Origin of the sequence: Rhizobacter sp. (genome assembly GCF_032229685.1) — a bacterium.
Classification (GTDB): Bacteria; Pseudomonadota; Gammaproteobacteria; order Burkholderiales; family Burkholderiaceae_C; genus LMDS01.
Genome location: NZ_JAVTWP010000012.1, coordinates 268,411 through 285,069, shown reverse-complemented (window position 1 = coordinate 285,069; position 16,659 = coordinate 268,411). Strand labels below are relative to the sequence as shown.

Here is a 16,659-nt window from a genome sequence, read left to right as displayed (position 1 = left end):
CGATGCAGAGGCGACGGCGGATCACAGCACCACGAGGTGCGCGAGCTGGGCGCCGCGCACCACGCGCATCGGCATGTTCGCGTCGAAGGTGACGAAACGCAGCCCGTGCCAGACCGCCAGACCGAGCAGCCAGGCGTCGGTCACCTGGCGCTGGCCGAGCAACTGGGCGGTGTCGAAATGCTGTTCGTCGAGCAAGCTCAGGTCGCCCGGCACGAACAGGTGGTGTTCGGTCAGCGTGGCTTCGCGCAAGCGTTGCGCCACGCCGGCGGCCGGCAACGCGTTCGGGTAACCGGGCTGCGACATGACGCGCACGCAGCCGTTCTGCGTGACGGCACACGACGCCCAGCCGCCCTGGATGTTCTCGGCCAGCCACTGGGCGGCGCGGGTGTGGTGCAGGTGGTCGGCGTCGAGCAGTGCGATCAGCACGTTCACGTCGAGCAGCGCGCAGCGCAGCTCGGGCCCGGCGGTGGCTTTCGGTGCGGGCTGCGGCTTCGCGAGGTGCCTGGCCTGCGGCTCGCTCGCGCCGACCGACGCGCGCTTGCGCGAGGCCATCAGTACTCGCCTTCGTCGCGAAGTTTCTGGACCAGCGCGTTCGTGACCACGGCGCCGCGCGAAGCGAAGGGCCGGAAGCCGAGCACCGCGGCCGGCTCGGCTTTCACGGCACGCGCTGCGCCCGACCCGGCGCCTTGCGTGAGCGCGCGGCGCGCCAATTCCGACAGCACCTGCCCGGCCGTCTTGTTCTCGCGGCGCGCAATCTCCTTGGCGCTGGCGAGCACGTCTTCGTCGAGGTCGAGGGTGGTGCGCATGGCGGGATCACGGATGTGGAAGCATCTGATGCTATCACATCTGATGCAAAGTGAGCCGCTTGCTGGCATGCTCACTCCCGATACATTGCACAGACACGAACGCTCACGCTCATGAACATCACGCCCGACCAGATCAGCGCCGCCGCCTCACGCATCGAAGCGCACGTGCGCCACACGCCACTCTGGGTGCTGAAGAGCACCGAGCTGGGCCTGCCCGCCGGCACACCCGAATTCGAGGTCTGGCTCAAGCTCGAACACCTGCAACTGTCTGGCAGCTTCAAGGCGCGTGGCATGTTCAACCGGCTGCTGTCGAACCCGATCCCCACGGCCGGCGTGATCGCCGCGTCCGGCGGCAACGCCGGCATCGCCACAGCCGTGGCGGCACGCGCGCTCGGTGTGCCGGCCGAGATCTACGTGCCCGGCGTGATCACGGCCGCCAAGCGCGAGCGCCTGGCCACGCTGGGCGCCACCGTGGTGGTTGCCGGCGACGCTTACGCCGACGCGCTCGCAGCCTGCGAAGCACGCCAGCGCGAGAGCGGCGCCTTGATGACCCACGCGTACGACCAAGCCGAAGTGGTGGCCGGCGCCGGCACGCTGGCGCGCGAAATCGAAACGCAACGCGGCACGCCCGACAGCGTGCTCGTGAGCGTGGGCGGCGGCGGTCTCGTCGCCGGCATCGCTGCCTGGTTCGCGGGTCGCAGTCGCGTCGTCGCGCTCGAACCCGAACTGGCACCCACCTTGTTCGCCGCGCGCGCTGCCGGCCAACCGGTGGACGTGTCGGTCGGTGGCGTCGCCGCCGATTCGCTTGGCGCGCGCCGCATCGGGCAGATCGCCTGGGCGGTCACGCAGCAGCACCTCGCCGAGTCGCTGCTCTTGAGCGACGCAACGATCCGCGACGCGCAGCGCTGGATGTGGAAAGAGCTCAAACTCGCCGTGGAGCCCGCGGCAGCCTTGCCTCTGGCGGCGTTGCGCAGCGGCGCGCTGCGGCCGCGCGCCGGCGAGAAGGTCTGCCTGATCGTCTGCGGCGCGAACCTCGACCCGGCGACACTGGGCTGAACCGCCTTGCCTCCCCCAAGCTTGAGTCCTGCAGGGGCTGGAACACCGCGGGCGCCAGTGACATGATCCCCGGAGACCCCTGACAGGCGTATCGGGAGGCGCATGATGCCCAAGATCTTCATCAGTTACCGGCGCGACGACAGCGCCGCCAGCGCGCGCGAGTTGTATGCGCACCTGAAGAAGGCGTTCGGTGAAGGCGAAGTGTTCTTCGACATTCGCCAGGTCGTTCGCGGCGAGAATTTTGTCGATCTGGTCAAGAAGCAGGTTCGTGCGTCGCAAGTGCTGCTCGCGGTCATCGGCCCCCAGTGGGCCGACATCAAGAACAAACAAGGTGTGTGGCGGCTCGGGCAGCCCGACGACCTGGTGCGTGTCGAGATCGCCACGGCACTGCAGCGCAACATCCGCGTGATCCCGGTCCGGGTCGACGGTGCGCCAATGCCGGCCGCCGGCGCCCTGCCGCCCGAGTTGTCTGCGTTGGCCACGCTCGACGCGCACGAGATCACCCACACCCGCGTCGACTACGACGTGGGCCAGTTGATCATCGCGCTCGGTGGCGCAGCTCCAGCCCCTGCAGCGGCCGACCCGGCCGACGATTTCTGGGGCACGCTGGCGACCAGCTTCGCCTCGAAGCTCGGCGAGCGTCTGGCCAACGTCGGCACGCGCCAGGAGCCGCAGCCGCTGCCATCGGTCTTGCCATTCGCGCCTGCCGCGCGACCGACCCGTTCGATCGCGGCGCTCGCCAGCCCTGACCTGAGCGGCGAATGGCGCGCGACACGTACCGGCGCCCGGCACTTGATGCAGCAGCGTGGCACCGAGATCCTCGACCAGACGCTCGACCCCTTCGGCATGGTCGTGGGCGAAGCGCGGGGCAGGCTGGTCGGCAACCAGCTCTTTCTGGCCTACGTGGCGGCTGGCCCCGCACCGGGTGGAGTCCGTGGCGAACTGCGCGCCCTGGTGTCACCCGACGGCCGGCTGATCCGGGGCTCGGGCATCGACTCGATGGCGGGCGCCTTTCCCGTAGAGTTGCAGCGTGTCTGACCAGAACCCGGCCTGTCGATGAACCTGCTGATCCTCGGCGGCGGCGTCTTTCTCGGCGACGCGGCATTGCAATCGGCGCTGCGGCGCGGCCACGCGGTCACGGTGTTCAACCGCGGCCGCTCGCGCAGCGTGTGGCCCGAGGGCGTGCAGGTTCTGAGCGGCGACCGCGCCACCGATCTCGGCGCGCTGCAGGGCCGCCATTGGGACGCGGTGATCGACACCTGCGGCTACGTGCCCGCCGACGTGCAGGCGAGCGCCGAAGCCTTGCGAGCTTGCGGCAGTTATCTGTTCGTCTCCAGCATCTCGGTCTATGCCACGACCACGCAGGTGCCAGTGCGCGAGACCGACGCGCTCGCCAGCTTCGCGCAACTCGCCCGCGACGACCGCAACCTCGAACACTACGGCCCGCAGAAAGCAGCCTGCGAGGCCGAGGTGCAGCGCGTCTTCGGCGAGCGCGCGCTGATCGTGCGGCCGGGCCTGATCGTGGGCCCTGGCGACCGCAGCGGGCGTTTCAGCCACTGGCCCTGGCGCGCCCTGGCGGGCGGCGAGATGCTGGTGCCCGATGCGCCGCGGGGCGAGCCGCTCCAGTTCATCGACGTGCGCGACCTCGGCGAGTGGATGGTCACGCTGCTCGAAACGACAGCGCGCGGCGTGTTCAACGCCACCGGGCCGGTGGACGATGCGAACCGTGGCGTGGGCGACTGGCACGCGCTGATGCAGACCTGCAGCGACGCGGTCGCCGCACGCGGCGTGGTGCCGGCACGCTTCGTTCCCGTCGCCGAATCGTTCCTGGTCGAACAAGGCGTTCAGCCCTGGAGCGAGCTGCCACTCTGGTTGCCCTCTGGCGACCCCGAATACGCCGGCTTCAACCGCGTCGACCTGAGCCGCGCCCACGCCGCCGGCCTGCGCACACGGTCGCTGCGCGACACGGTCGACGCCGTGCTCGACGAAGGCGTGCCCGCAACCGACGACAGGCGCCGCGCCGGCAAGCTCACGCGCGAGAAGGAAGCTTCGTTGCTTGCCGCCTGGGCCGCCTTGCCCGCCGGCCGCTGACACGTTGCTCGATCAGCCCTTGGCCACCGCCAGCCAACGGTCGAGTTGCGCGCGGTCGGCGAGCAGCTCGGCGCTCGGCGCCGAGTGCACCACAGCGCCACGATCGAGCACCACGGCGTGGTGCGTGATCGGCAGAATCATGCGCGGGTTCTGCTCGACGATGATCGCGCTCATGCCTTCGTTGCGCACCACCCGCGCGATCGAGCGCAGCAGCTCTTCGACGATGATCGGCGCCAAGCCTTCGAGCGGTTCGTCGAGCAGCAGCAGCTTCGGGTTGAGCACCAGCGCGCGCGCCACCGCGAGCATCTGCTGTTCGCCGCCAGACAACTGGTTGCCCATGTTCGACTTGCGCTCGGCCAGCCGCGGGAACATCTCGTAGGCGCGCTTCACGCTCCACGGACCGGGCCGCGCCACGGCCGTGAGGTTCTCGTCCACCGTGAGCGACTTGAAGATGTTGCGCTCCTGCGGCACCCAGCCGATGCCGGCGGCAGCCCGCAGGTGCGAAGGCAGCAGCGTGATGTCTTGCCCCGCGAGTGTGATGCTGCCCTGGTGGCGGCGCGTCACGCCAACCAGCGTGTTCAGCAGCGTCGTCTTGCCGGTGCCGTTGCGGCCGAGCAGCGCGAGCGACTGGCCTTGTTCGAGCGTGAGGCTCACACCCTGCACAACCACCGCTTCGCCATAGCCTGAGCGCAGGCCGTCGACTCTCAGCAAATCAGCCATGCGCGCCCTCGCCTTCACCGAGGTACACGGCTTTCACGCGCGGGTCGTTCGAGATGCTCTGCACATCACCTTCGGCGAACAGCGCGCCGTTGACGAGCACGGTCACGCGCTTCGCGAAGTTGAACACCAGGTCCATGTCGTGTTCGATCAGCAGCACCGTCACGTCGGCCGGCAGCGCGTTGATGATGTCGAAGATCTCCTGGCGCTCGCCTTCGGGCACGCCGGCCACCGGTTCGTCGAGCAGCAACACGCGCGGCTCGCACGCGAGTGCGGTCGCGATCTCGAGCAGGCGGCGCTTGCCGTAGGCCAGCAGCTTGACCTGCTGGTTCATCACGTCGTCGAGGTGGAACTGCGCGAGCAGTTTTTCGCAGGCCTGCACCACGCGCGCATCGCTGCCGAGCGGGCGCCACCATTGCGCGCTCAAGCCCAGATGCGCCGACACCGCCAGCGCGAGCGACTGCAGCGGCGTGAGCTCGCTGAACAACTGGTTGATCTGGAAGGTGCGCACGATGCCACGCCGCACCCGCTCGTGCGGCGCGAGCCGGGTGATGTCTTGCCCGTCGAGCCAGATCGTTCCCGAAGTGGGCTCGGCCACGCCGGTGAGCAGGTTGATCAGCGTCGTCTTGCCAGCGCCGTTCGGCCCGATGAGCGCCTGGCGCGCCCCCTTCTCCACCCGGATCGACACGTCATTCGTGGGCGTGATGCCACCGTAACGCTTGACGAGCGAGCGCGTTTCCAGAACGACCGTCATGATTTGCGGCCCCAGCTGCGTGGGCTCAGCAGCTTGTCGCGGCCCACGAGCACGAGCACGACGAGGAACAGGCCGAGCCAGAAGTTCCAGTACTGCGGTGTCCACGCCGAGATCAGGTCGTGCAGCAGCTTGAAGACGACGGCGCCGAAGATGCCACCGTACAGGTAGCCGGTGCCGCCGATCACGAGCACCAGCAGCACGTCGGCACTGCGGTGGAAGTCGAACACGTCGAGCGACGAAAACCCACTGGTCTGCGCGAGCAGCGCACCCGCCGCGCCGGCGATCGCCGCGGCCACCGTGTACACCGCCACCAGCCGCAGGTTCACCGACAGCCCGATGCTCGCGGTTCGCAGCCGGTTGTCACGCAGGGCCTGCAGCGAATAGCCGAAAGGCGAATGCACGAGCCGGCGTGCGATCAGCAGGCAGACGATCAGAACCAGCAGCGTGTAGGCATAGGCCGTGCGGCCCGCCAGGTCGAACTCGAACGCACCGAAGGGTGTGAGCAACGGGCCCATCACCACGCCCTGCAGGCCGTCGGCGCCGCCGGTCAGCCAGTCGAGCTTGTTGGCGAGTTCGTACATGATCGACGCGACACCGAGCGTGACCATCAGGCGCGTGAGGTCGGAGCCGCGCAGGATCAGCAGGCTGCAGAGGGCACCGAAGGCCGCTGCGACCGAAACCGCCACCGCCATGCCGACCCACGGGTCGGGCATCACGAGCTTGGCGAACAGGGCCGCCGCATAGGAGCCCAAGCCGAAGAAGGCGGCGTGGCCGAGCGAGACGACGCCGGCATAGCCAAGGATCAGATCGAGCGACATCGCGAACAACGCGACGATCGCGATCTCGTTGAGCAGCAGTGCCTGTGTCGGCAGCAGGAACCACGACAGCAGCAGCGCCGCGATCAGCACGAATTCCCACCAGCGCCAGGTGGCATGGGCACGCAGGCTGGCCGCGACGCTCACTTGCCACCCCCGGCGCGCGCGAACAAGCCTTGTGGCCGAACCATCAGGATCACGATCATCAGCGTATAGACGATGAAGGCACCGAGCTTGGGCACGTAGTACTTGCCGGCCACGTCGGCAATGCCGAGCAGCAGGGCGGCGAGCAGCGGGCCGGTGATGGTGGTGGTGCCACCAACCGCGCAGACGATCAGGAAATAGATCATGAACTTGAGCGGGAAGTCGGGCGACAGGCCCAGCACTTCGGCGCCGAGCGCACCGCCCAGGCCGGCGAGGCCCGAGCCCATCGCGAAGGTCAGCAGGAAGATGCGGTTCACGTTCAGGCCCAGGCCGCCGGCCACGCGCGGGTCGTCGACCGAAGCGCGCAGCTGGCTGCCGAAACGCGTGCGCGAGAGCACCCATTGCAACGCCAGCGTGAGCGCCGCGCACACCACGATGATGAACAGCCGGTACTTGCCGATGCCGACCCACTCGATGTCGAAGCGGCCCTTCAACCACAGCGGCAACTGGATGTTCTGCTGCGTGGGCCCGACGAAGTAGTCGACGCCGGCCACCGCCATGAACACCAGGCCGATCGAGAACAACACCTGGTCGAGGTGCGGGCGGTCGTACATGCGCCGGTACAGCGTGGGCTCGAGCACGGCGCCGAGCAGTGCCGCGCCGAGAAACGCCAGCGGCAGGCAGGCCAGGAAAGGCACACCGAGCCGGTTCATCAACAGCACGGTGATGTAGCCGCCGGCCATCGCGAACGCGCCGTGCGCGAGGTTGATGAAGTTCATCAAGCCCAGCGTCACGGCCAGCCCCACGGCCAGCACGAACAGCAGCATGCCGTAGGCGATGCCGTCGAAGAGAAGCGTCAGCATCCTGGAACGCCGTCAAGCCCGCGTGGCCCACCGCCCCGCCGCCCCATGGAGCGGCCGCGCTTCCCCGCGGGGGAGTGTCGCCGCAGGCGACGAGGGGTCGTCATTTCGTCTTGCCGGGGTCCTTCACGGCCTTGATCACGTCGAACTCGACGTTGTACAGGCCATTGCCCATCGCGGCCGCACGCTCGACCTTGCGGATGTAGACGTCCTGCACGATGTCGCGCGTCTGGCCATCGATGTAGACCGGGCCGCGCGGGCTCTCGAAGATCTGGCCCTTCATCGCGTTCAGCAGTGCCTCGCCGCCCGCGCCCTTGCTCGCTTCGAGCGCCTTGTAGATCACGCGCATGCCGTCGTAGCCACCGACCGCCATGAAGTTCGGGCGGAACTTGTTCGCGGCCGTGAAGGCCTCGACGAACTTCTTGTTCGTGGCCGACGGGTGCGCCGCCGAGTAATGGTGCGAGTTGACGACGCCGAGCGCCACGTCGCCCATGTCGTTCAGCTGGTCGTCGTCGGTCACGTCGCCTGTCGCGATCAGGCGGATGCCGCTCTTGTCGAGGCCGCGTTCGGCGAACTGCTTCATGAAGGTCGCGCCCTGGCCGGAGGGCAGGAACACGAACAGCGCGTCGGGCTTGGCGTCGGAAACTTTCTGCAGCACCGGTGCGAAATCGGGCGCGCGCAGCGGCGTGCGCAGCTTGTCGAGGACCTGCCCGCCGTTCAGGCGGAACTGGCTGTCGAAGAACTTCTCGGCGTCGAAGCCGGGGCCGTAGTCGGCCACCAGCGTGATCACCTTCTTGATGTTGTTCTTGATCGCCCAGTCGGCCATGGGTGTGGTCACCTGTGGCAGGGTGAAGCTGGTGCGCACGATGTAGGGCGAGGCTTCGGTGATGCTGCTGGTGGCCGCGGCCATCACGACCAGCGGCGTCTTGCTCTGCGTGGCCAGCGGCGCCGTGGCCATGGCGGTCGGCGTGATGCCGAAGCCGGCGATCACCGCGACCTTGTCGTTCACGATCAGCTCTTGCGCGATGCGCTTGGTGGCGTCGGGCACGGCGCCGTCGTCCTTGACGATGACCTCGACGGTGCGGCCCGCCACCTTGTTGCCGTTCTGTGCGACCCAGAGCTTCACGGCGGCGTCGATCTGGCGGCCGGTGGAAGCCTGCTGGCCGGTCATCGGCAGGATCAGGCCGATCTTGATCGGGCCGGTGTCGGCGGCCATCACGGTGGCACCGCAGGCTGCGGCCACGAGGCCGAGCGAGAGCTGCAGGAGTTGGCGTTTGCTGGTCATGGTGTCTCCGTTTGTCGAGGCTGATGCTGAGGTGAGAGCGAGCGTAAATGTAGCGAAGCTGCGCGAGCGGCGCGGCGCAAGAATCAGTCGGGCCGATAGGCGGAGTCGAGCACCAGACCCCCGCCGCTGACCCGCGAGACGCAGGCGCACAGGCGCTGGTTGGCCGCCTTCTCGTGCGCGCTGAAAAACACGTCGCGGTGGTCTATGGTGCCGTGCGCCGAGACGATGTCCATAACGCACAACCCGCATTCGCCGCGTTTGCAGTCGAACAGGGTCTCGATGCCGGCATCGTTCAGCACGTCGAGCAGCGTGCGATCGGCCGGCACCAGCAACTCGATGCCGTGGCGCGGCAGCTTGACCCAGAACGCCTCGCTGGCGACGGTGCCGCTGTTGCCGAAGGTCTCGAAGCGCAGGTTCGCCGCCGGCCGGGGCGTGCGCGCCCAGGCTTCGCGCACGGCATCGAGCATCGGCAGCGGGCCGCACATCAGCAGCAGCGCGTTCGGGTGCAGCGAGGCGATCTGCGCGGTGATGTCGATCCGCGCGCCGCTGTCGTCGGTGAAGGTCTGCAGCCGGTCGCCCAGCACACTGCGCAGCGTGTCGGCGAAGACCAGCTCTTCGGCGCTGCGCGCGGCGTAACACAGGCGCACATCGGCACCCCGCGCGGCGAGCATCTGCGCCATGCCGACGATCGGCGTGATGCCGATGCCGCCGGCCACCAGCAGGTATTGCTTCGCCGTGAGCGGCAGCTCGAAGTGGTTGTTCGGCTCGCCGACGAGCAGCTCGGCGCCGGTCTCCAGCGACCACAGGTGGCGCGAGCCGCCGCGCCCGGGCTGGGCGCGTTTGACGGCGATGCGGTAGACGTCGGCTGCCGCCGCTTCGTGCGGCAGGCCGACCAGCGAGTACGAGCGCGTCTCGGGCCGGCCTTCGACGAGCACCTGCACGTTCAGGTGGCTGCCCACCGTCCACGGCAGCACGCCACCTTCGGGCCGCAGCTCGAACTCGCGCACGGTCGGGCTCAGGTCGCGGTGCTGGCGCACGGTGGCCGGGTGCCACTGGATCGCATTGCGCATGCTCGAACCTCAGCGAACCGAACGGCGCCGGATCAGGCTCGCGCCCGGCACCAGTTGCAAAGACTGGTGGCTGCGCAAGGCCTGCTGCAGGTTGCGGCGCGCGATGCGCGCGTGCTCGCGCATCAGGCTCTCGGCGCGTGCGCCTTCGCGCTGCACGATGGCCTCGATCAGCATGCGGTGCTGCGCCTGTGCCACCACCAGCACGTCACGCGCATGGGGCCCGACCGACTGCGCCATCACGAAACCGTTGGGCGAAGCGAACGGCAGCGCCTTGGTCTTTTCGAGTTGGCGCGAGACGAGTTCGCTGCCCGCCATCTCTGACAGCAGCGCGTGGAAGCGTGCGTTCTGCTGCACGTAGACAGCGAAAGTCTCGTCGCTCAGCTCGGCCGAAGCCAGCGCTTCGTCGATGCGGTCGAGGCACTCGCGCGCTTCGGTGATCAGCACCGGGCTCACGCCGCGCTCGGCCGCGAGCCGCGCGGCCAGGCCTTCCATGGTGCCGCGCAACTCGATCGCGTCATGGATGTCGGCTTCTGAAAAGTCCTTCACCGCGTAACCGCCCGAAGGCAGCGCGTCGAGCAGCCCTTCTTCGGCGAGCTTCACGAGCGCCAGCCGAACCGGCGTGCGCGAGACCTTGAGCCGCTCCACGAGCCACAGCTCGGCGATGCGCGCGCCCGCCTTCAGCTCGCCGCCGAGGATCAGCTCGCGCAGCGCGAGCTGGGCCTTCACGGTCTGCGACGTGGCGGGCGGCGCTTCGGTGTCCACCGGGCTCGCCGCTGCGCTTTCGAGCGCCGCCATCACGCCGCCGGCCGCAGCGGAATGACCCGCGGCCCGGGTTTGGCTTCGGCCGCGATCATCTTGTCGATGAGCCGGCGCATCCACATCGAGCCGGCGTCGATGTTGAGGTTGTAGAAGCTGTAGCCGGGGTGCTCGTCGATCGCCTGTTGCTGCGCTTCGAGGATCAGCTCGTCTTCGCGGAAGATGCTGGCCACGCCTTCGCGCAGCTCGTGCGTGAGGCGCTGGTCGCGAAGCGCGTAGTTGCGTGCGAAGGCCCAGAAGTACAGGCAGCTCTTGTCGGTTTCGGGTGTGATGGTGTTGAGCACGTAGCCGTTCACGCCTTTGCTGCGGTCGCCTGTCGGTGCGCCGGTGCCGGCTTGTGCCACGCCCACGTCGATGTTGATCGTGGCCGGCGCCTGGAATTTGATGATCTGCCAGCGGTCGACCGGGCCTTCGTAGCCGATGCCGTGGCGGATCTGCTTGGCCCAGAACGGCGGCGCTTCGATGCCTTCCATCCAGCGCGTGACGGTCGCGGTCTTGTCGCCATGGGTCGCAACGAACGGTGCTTCGGCCACGGCCGCCTGGCCGATGCTCGAGCCGTGCACGAAGGTCTCGTGCGTCAGGTCCATCAGGTTGTCGAGCACGAGGCGGTAGTCGCAGGCCACGCGGATCATCTTGCCGTCGCCGGCCCAGGCCGGGTCGTCGTTCCAGTGCAGGTCGGGCACGAGCGCCGGGTCGGCCAGCGCCGCCTCACCCGGCCAGACCCAGACGAAGCGGTGCTTCTCGACCACCGGGTAGCTGCGCACGCAGGCCGAGGGGTTGATCGTTTCCTGCGACGGCATGTGGGTGCAACGGCCGTCGGCGTTGTAGACGAGGCCGTGGTACCCGCAGGTCACCTCGTCGCCGCTCAGCCGGCCCTTCGAGAGCGGCAGCAGGCGATGCCAGCACGCGTCCTCCAAGATCGCGACCGCGCCGTTCAGCTGACGGTACATCACCAGTTTCTGGTTGCAGACGGTGCGCGCGAGCAGCTCGTTCTTCACCTCGACGTCGTAGGCGCAGGCGTACCAGGCGTTGAGCGGGAAGGTGGGCGAGCTCACGACTTATGAATCCAGCATGTATACAGAACCGCAGTTTCATCGCCAGAACGTCGCTTGAATATCGGGTAATCCACTAATAAAGCCGGCTCTCTGGATTCAATCAGTCGACGATTGCAGTCCTATCATCGCCAGACGAAGCACCAGGAGACCCCATGAGCACCCGCAGCACCGCCCCGTTCCGCGCCGACCACGTCGGCAGTTTTCTGCGCCCCAAGTTCCTGATCGACGCCCGCGAACAGCGCGCCAAGGGTGAGATCACGCCCGAACAACTGCGCGCGGTGGAAGACAAGGCCATCACCGAGATCGTGAAGTTCCAGGAGGACGTGGGCCTGCAGTCGGTCACCGACGGCGAATTCCGCCGCACCTACTTCCACATCGACTTTCTCGAGCAGCTCGGCGGTGTGAAGACCGACATCCCGGTCACGATCGAAAAGCCCGACGGCACGCAGGAACTGGCGCCACCGGTGATGCGCGTGGTCGACAAGGTGCGCCACGTGAAAGACATCCAGCGCGCCGACTTCGAGTACCTGAAGAGCCAGGTGAGCGCCGGCCGCACACCGAAGGTGACGATCCCGTCGCCGACGATGCTGCACTTTCGCGGCGGCCGCGCCGGCATCAGCAAGCAGCACTACCCCGAGCTCGACCCGGCGTTCTACGACGACGTGGCCAAGGCCTACGGCGAAGAGCTGCAGTCGCTCGCCGACGCCGGCTGCACCTACGTGCAGATGGACGACACCAACATGGCCTACCTGTGCGACGAGAAGATGCGCGAAGCGGCGCGCCAGCGCGGCGACGACCCGAACGAGTTGCCGCACCGCTACGCCGGCTTCATCAACAAGGTGGTCGCGCACAAACCCAAAGGCATGACGCTCGCCATGCACCTGTGCCGCGGCAACTTCAAGAGCACGCACGCAGCGGCCGGCAACTACGAGCCGGTGGCCGAAGCGCTGCTCGCCGAGATGAACCTCGACGCCTACTTTCTCGAGTACGACGACGACCGGTCTGGCGACTTCCGCCCGCTGCGTTACCTGCCCAAAGGCAAGATCGTCGTGCTCGGCCTCGTGACCACCAAGTTCGGCGAGATGGAAAGCAAGGACTCGCTCAAGCGCCGCATCGACGAAGCGGCGAAATACGCGCCGCTGGACCAGCTGTGCCTGTCACCGCAGTGCGGCTTCAGCAGCACGGTGCACGGCAACAACATCGCGGTGCAGGCGCAGCGTGACAAGCTGCGGCTCGTGGTCGAAACGGCGCAAGAGGTCTGGGGCTGAGCGTCGCCGGCAGCCCGCTCAGAAGCCGGGCCAGATCGTCTTGATCACGGCGGCGTCGTCTTCATCGCCGAGGCCACCGGCCACGGTCGCCTTGAAGACGCCGAGCGCCGCGTCGCCGAGCGGCGTGCCGATGCCGGCGGCCTCGGCCATCTGCACCGCCAAACCCACGTCCTTGGTCAGGATCGCGGCCCGCGCACGCGGTGCGAAGTCGTTCGCCAGCGCCCGCGCGAGCCGGTCTTGCCCGATCCACGAAGCGCCGCTCGACGCGCTGATCACATCGAACAAGGTCTGACGGTCCAGGCCGAGCCGCACGCCGAGCGCCATCGCTTCAGCAGCGGCCACGAGGTTGACGCCGGCGAGCAGGTTGTTGACGAGCTTGGTGCGGGCCGCGTCGCCGAGCTTCGGGCCGATGTGGATCAGCTTCGCGGCCATGTCGCGCAACAGCGTGTCGTGCCGGGCCGCGAGCACCGGCTCGCCGGCCAGCATCATCGACAGGCTGCCGTCTTCGGCACGCGCCGGGCCGCCCGAGATCGGGGCGTCGAGCAGGTCGATCGTGTGGCCTTGCAATCGTTGGCCAAAGCGCTCGGTGTCGTCGCCGGCGATGGTCGAGCAGATCATCACCACGAGCGGTGTGGATCGGGGCGCTGGCTTGGCGTGCACCACGCCGTGCGGCCCGAACAGCACCTGCTCGATCTGCGCCGAATCGACGACCACAACCACCAGCACGTCGCTGCAGGCAGCCAGCGCCGCCGGCGTTGCACAGGCTTCGATGCCGAACGCCGCGGCAGCCGCCACGGCGGCCGGGTCGACGTCGCACACCCGGGGCGCGTAGCCCTTGCGGTGCAGGTTGCGCGCCATCGGCAAACCCATCGCGCCGATGCCGACGATGCCGATGCGTGGCGTGCCGGCGTTCATCGAACGGTCAGGCCCGCTTGGCAGGCTTGCCACCTGCCACCTTCATCAGCAACTCGATCAGCAGCGCACGCTCGGCGGGCGAGAGTACACGCAGCGTGGCCTGCTCCATGGTCGAGGCGATCTTTTCGGCGCGCTGCACCAGCTCGGCGCCCTTGGTGGTGAGGTGGATCTGCTGGGCGCGACGGTCTTGCGTGCTGCGCACGCGCTCGACCCAGCCGCGCTCGACCATGCGGTCGAGCGTGACGGCCATGTTGGGCGGCGAGATGTCGAGCGCGGTGCCGAGCCGCTTCTGGTTGACCTGCGGGTTCGCAGCCACCAGCATCAGGATCGAGAACTCCACCACCTTCAGGTCGAGCGGGCCGAGGTGGCGCGCGAACACACGGCGCATCGTGATCGAGGCGCGCGTCGAGGCATAACCCACCAGGTGAGTCAGGCGCGACTGGTCGAGTTCGTCGGCGCCGGTGTCGTCGCGAAGGGTCGGCATCGCGCTGACAGGCTAGGCCGCGCTCTTGCGCGCGGCGCCCAGGTAGGTGTCGATCACACGCGAATCTTTCGCCAGATCGGAAGCCGGGCCTTCGAGCGCGATCTCGCCCATCTCGAGCACGTAGCCGTAGTCGGCCACTTCGAGCGCGGCACGCGCGTTCTGCTCGACCAGCAGGATCGTCACGCCGGTGCTGCGCAGGCTGTCGATGATGCGGAAGATCTCTTTCACCACCAGCGGCGCCAGACCGAGGCTGGGTTCGTCGAGCATCAGCAGGTCGGGTTGGCTCATCAGCGCACGGCCGACCGCGAGCATCTGGCGTTCGCCGCCCGAGAGCGTGCCGGCGAGTTGCGCGCGGCGCTCTTTCAGGCGCGGGAACAGCGTGTAGACCCTCTCCATCGCGGCGGCACTGTCTTTCACGCCGAGGCGCACCTGGCGGTAGGCACCGAGCAGCAGGTTGTCTTCGACCGGCATGGTGCCGAACAGTGCGCGCGTTTCGGGCACGAGCGCCATGCCCTGCATCACACGCTCTTCGAGCGAGTCGAGCACGACCGACCGGCCCTGGTAGTCGATGCTGCCGCGCGAGGGCAGCACGCCCATCAGCGCGTTCAGCATCGTCGACTTGCCGGCGCCGTTCGGGCCGATCACGGTGATGACACTGCCCTTTTTTGCGCTGAGGTTCAGGCCGTGCAAGACCTCGGCGCGGCCGTAGCCGGCGTGCAGGTCCTTGACGTTCAACAAGAGGTCGTTCGGCATGCTCAGTGCTCCGTGCCGAGATATGCCGCGCGAACCGCGGGGCTGGCCTGCACGACGTCCGGCGTGCCTTCGATCAGCTTCGTGCCGAACTCCATCACCACCACGCGATCGACCAGGCCCATCACCAGGTCCATGTCGTGTTCGACGAGCAAGATCGACAGGCCTTCATCGCGCAGTTGCCGAAGCACATCGGCCAGGCCCTGTTTTTCTTTCAGGCGCAGGCCGGCGGCGGGTTCGTCGAGCAGCAGCAGCGTCGGGTCGGCGCACAGCGCCCGCGCGATCTCCATCAGGCGCTGCGGGCCGAGCGCCAGGTTGCCGGCGAGCTCGTGCATGCTGGCTTCCATGCCGATGCGGCGCAGCTGCTTCTCGGCTTCTTTCAGCAGCTGGCGCTCCTCACTGCGGTCGAGCCTGAACATCGCCGAGGCCACACCGCGGTTACCGCGCAGGTGTGCGCCGAGCGCCACGTTCTCGAGCACCGTCATGCCGGCGATCATCTTCACGTGCTGAAAGGTACGCGACACGCCGCGCCGCGCGATCTCGCGCGAAGGCAGGCTGTCGATGCGCTCGCCACGCAGCGTGACCGTGCCGCGCGTCACCGGCAACACGCCGGTCACGAGGTTGAAGGTGGTCGACTTGCCGGCACCGTTCGGGCCGATCAGGCCGAGGATCTCGCCGGCCCGCACCTGGAAGCTCACGTCGTTCACGGCCACGAGCCCGCCGAATTCCTTTCGAGCCGCGTTCACGTCGAGCACCACCTCGCCGTGCGGCGGCCGGGCGCGCTCGGGCAAGGCGGGCGATTCGACCCAGTCGTTCTTGCGCTGCACGCGGGGCAGCCGCGCTTCGATGAAGGCCCACACGCCGTCGCGCGCGTACTGCAGCACCAGCACCAGCAGGACGCCGAACACGATGATCTCGTAGTTGCCGCTGCCGCCGAGCAGCTTGGGCAAGAGCACCTGCAGCTGGTCTTCGAGGATCTTCACGAGGCCGGCCCCGACCAGCGCGCCCCACACGTGGCCGACGCCGCCGATCACCGCCATGAAGAGGTACTCGATGCCCATCTTCAAACCGAAGGGCGACGGGTTCACGGTGCGCTGGAAGTGCGCGAACAACCAGCCCGACACGCTGGCCAGCAAGGCCGCGAGCACGAAGGCCGTGACCTTGGTCTGGAAGGTGTTCACGCCCATCGCCTCGGCCATGGTCGTGCCGCCCTTCACCGCGCGCAGCGCGCGCCCGGTGCGTGAGTCGAGCAGGTGCGTGACGGCAATGGCGGCGAGCACGACGATGGCCCACAGCAGGTAGTAGAAGCTGCGGCCGGTGTTGAGTTCGGTGCCGAAGAAGCGCAACGCCGGGATGCCGAGCAGGCCGTCGTACTTGCCGAGCGCGTCGATGTTGCCGAGCAGGTAGTACAGGCTCAGGCCCCAGGCGATCGTGGCCAGCGGCAGGTAGTGGCCCGACATGCGCAGCGTGAGCCAGGCCAGCACGAGCGCAGCCAGGCCGGTGACGACCAGGCCGATCCAGACCGTGAACCACGGCGACACGCCGTAGGTGAGCGTGAGGTAGGCGGCCGTGTAGGCACCCAGCCCCACGAACGCGGCCTGGCCGAACGAGGTGAGCCCGGCGATGCCGGTCAACAAGATCAGCCCGATCACGACCAGCGTGTACAGCCCGATGTAGTTGGCTTGCGTGATCCAGAACTCGGGCACCGGCAAGACCGGCATCAGCGCGAGCAGGACGACGAAGACGATGAGGGAGGTGCGGCGCAGGTTCATC

At 68.1% G+C, this 16,659-nt stretch carries 18 protein-coding genes; 4 read left to right on the top strand and 14 right to left on the bottom strand.

The features are described from left to right. Positions 1-21: 21 nt before the first annotated feature. Together AC30PD_RS07050 and AC30PD_RS07045 are read right to left on the bottom strand one after the other, a co-directional pair. Positions 22-552, bottom strand: a complete 531-nt coding sequence (locus AC30PD_RS07050) for a TA system VapC family ribonuclease toxin (RefSeq protein WP_489534926.1) — start codon at positions 550-552, stop codon at positions 22-24. Continuing rightward, the gene (locus AC30PD_RS07045; protein WP_489534925.1) at positions 552-806 is read right to left on the bottom strand and encodes a CopG family transcriptional regulator; all 255 of its coding nucleotides are present in this window, start codon (positions 804-806) and stop codon (positions 552-554) included. Before AC30PD_RS07045 ends, AC30PD_RS07050 begins: the two co-directional genes overlap by 1 nt. A 111-nt stretch (positions 807-917) precedes the next feature. Between AC30PD_RS07045 and AC30PD_RS07040 the strand changes: the two genes are divergently transcribed. The 3 genes from AC30PD_RS07040 to AC30PD_RS07030 all read left to right on the top strand — a co-directional run bounded on the left by AC30PD_RS07040 (position 918) and on the right by AC30PD_RS07030 (position 3,953). Next, the gene (locus AC30PD_RS07040; protein WP_489534924.1) at positions 918-1,862 is read left to right on the top strand and encodes a threonine/serine dehydratase; all 945 of its coding nucleotides are present in this window, start codon (positions 918-920) and stop codon (positions 1,860-1,862) included. A 102-nt stretch (positions 1,863-1,964) separates the two neighbouring features. Next, positions 1,965-2,900, top strand: coding sequence for a toll/interleukin-1 receptor domain-containing protein (locus AC30PD_RS07035; protein ID WP_489534923.1), 936 nt, complete (start codon positions 1,965-1,967; stop codon positions 2,898-2,900). A gap of 18 nt (positions 2,901-2,918) precedes the next feature. Then, positions 2,919-3,953 carry an NAD-dependent epimerase/dehydratase family protein gene (locus tag AC30PD_RS07030; protein ID WP_489534922.1) on the top strand — a complete coding sequence of 345 codons (1,035 nt, stop codon included), beginning with the start codon at positions 2,919-2,921 and terminating at the stop codon, positions 3,951-3,953. Positions 3,954-3,965: 12 nt separating this feature from the next. Here AC30PD_RS07030 and AC30PD_RS07025 read toward each other — a convergent pair whose 3' ends face one another. The 8 genes from AC30PD_RS07025 to AC30PD_RS06990 form a co-directional block, all read right to left on the bottom strand. Continuing rightward, entirely contained in the window at positions 3,966-4,673 is a 708-nt protein-coding gene (locus tag AC30PD_RS07025; RefSeq protein WP_489534921.1) for an ABC transporter ATP-binding protein, read from the bottom strand. Next, positions 4,666-5,424 (bottom strand): ABC transporter ATP-binding protein, encoded by a 759-nt coding sequence (locus AC30PD_RS07020; protein WP_489534920.1) that lies wholly within the window; start codon positions 5,422-5,424, stop codon positions 4,666-4,668. Before AC30PD_RS07020 ends, AC30PD_RS07025 begins: the two co-directional genes overlap by 8 nt. After that, positions 5,421-6,386 (bottom strand): branched-chain amino acid ABC transporter permease, encoded by a 966-nt coding sequence (locus tag AC30PD_RS07015; RefSeq protein ID WP_489534919.1) that lies wholly within the window; start codon positions 6,384-6,386, stop codon positions 5,421-5,423. The genes AC30PD_RS07020 and AC30PD_RS07015 overlap by 4 nt, the downstream gene beginning before the upstream one ends. Then, positions 6,383-7,246, bottom strand: coding sequence for a branched-chain amino acid ABC transporter permease (locus tag AC30PD_RS07010; protein ID WP_489534918.1), 864 nt, complete (start codon positions 7,244-7,246; stop codon positions 6,383-6,385). The genes AC30PD_RS07015 and AC30PD_RS07010 overlap by 4 nt, the downstream gene beginning before the upstream one ends. A gap of 100 nt (positions 7,247-7,346) precedes the next feature. Then, positions 7,347-8,528, bottom strand: a complete 1,182-nt coding sequence (locus AC30PD_RS07005) for an ABC transporter substrate-binding protein (RefSeq protein WP_489534917.1) — start codon at positions 8,526-8,528, stop codon at positions 7,347-7,349. A gap of 83 nt (positions 8,529-8,611) precedes the next feature. Beyond that, on the bottom strand, positions 8,612-9,598 hold the full coding sequence (locus tag AC30PD_RS07000) for a PDR/VanB family oxidoreductase (protein ID WP_489534916.1): 987 nt from the start codon (positions 9,596-9,598) through the stop codon (positions 8,612-8,614). Between the two features lie 9 nt (positions 9,599-9,607). Further along, positions 9,608-10,393 (bottom strand): GntR family transcriptional regulator, encoded by a 786-nt coding sequence (locus tag AC30PD_RS06995; protein ID WP_489534915.1) that lies wholly within the window; start codon positions 10,391-10,393, stop codon positions 9,608-9,610. Beyond that, positions 10,393-11,469: an aromatic ring-hydroxylating dioxygenase subunit alpha gene (locus tag AC30PD_RS06990; RefSeq protein ID WP_489534914.1), complete on the bottom strand. Its 1,077-nt coding sequence runs from the start codon at positions 11,467-11,469 to the stop codon at positions 10,393-10,395. Before AC30PD_RS06990 ends, AC30PD_RS06995 begins: the two co-directional genes overlap by 1 nt. Positions 11,470-11,621: 152 nt before the next feature. On the opposite strand from AC30PD_RS06990, the gene AC30PD_RS06985 reads away from it, so the two are divergent. Continuing rightward, entirely contained in the window at positions 11,622-12,737 is a 1,116-nt protein-coding gene (locus AC30PD_RS06985; protein ID WP_489534913.1) for a 5-methyltetrahydropteroyltriglutamate--homocysteine S-methyltransferase, read from the top strand. 18 nt (positions 12,738-12,755) lie between these two features. On the opposite strand, the gene AC30PD_RS06980 is transcribed toward AC30PD_RS06985, so the two are convergent. From AC30PD_RS06980 to AC30PD_RS06965, 4 genes are read right to left on the bottom strand one after another with little or no spacing between them, the layout of a single operon-like run. Then, positions 12,756-13,652, bottom strand: coding sequence for an NAD(P)-dependent oxidoreductase (locus tag AC30PD_RS06980; protein ID WP_489534912.1), 897 nt, complete (start codon positions 13,650-13,652; stop codon positions 12,756-12,758). A 7-nt stretch (positions 13,653-13,659) separates the two neighbouring features. After that, entirely contained in the window at positions 13,660-14,136 is a 477-nt protein-coding gene (locus AC30PD_RS06975) for a MarR family winged helix-turn-helix transcriptional regulator (RefSeq protein WP_489534911.1), read from the bottom strand. Positions 14,137-14,148: 12 nt separating this feature from the next. Then, entirely contained in the window at positions 14,149-14,889 is a 741-nt protein-coding gene (locus AC30PD_RS06970) for an ABC transporter ATP-binding protein (RefSeq protein WP_489534910.1), read from the bottom strand. Positions 14,890-14,891: 2 nt separating this feature from the next. Continuing rightward, complete coding sequence (locus tag AC30PD_RS06965; RefSeq protein WP_489534909.1) at positions 14,892-16,658, bottom strand: branched-chain amino acid ABC transporter ATP-binding protein/permease; 1,767 nt, start codon at positions 16,656-16,658, stop codon at positions 14,892-14,894. Between the last annotated feature and the right edge of the window lies 1 nt (position 16,659).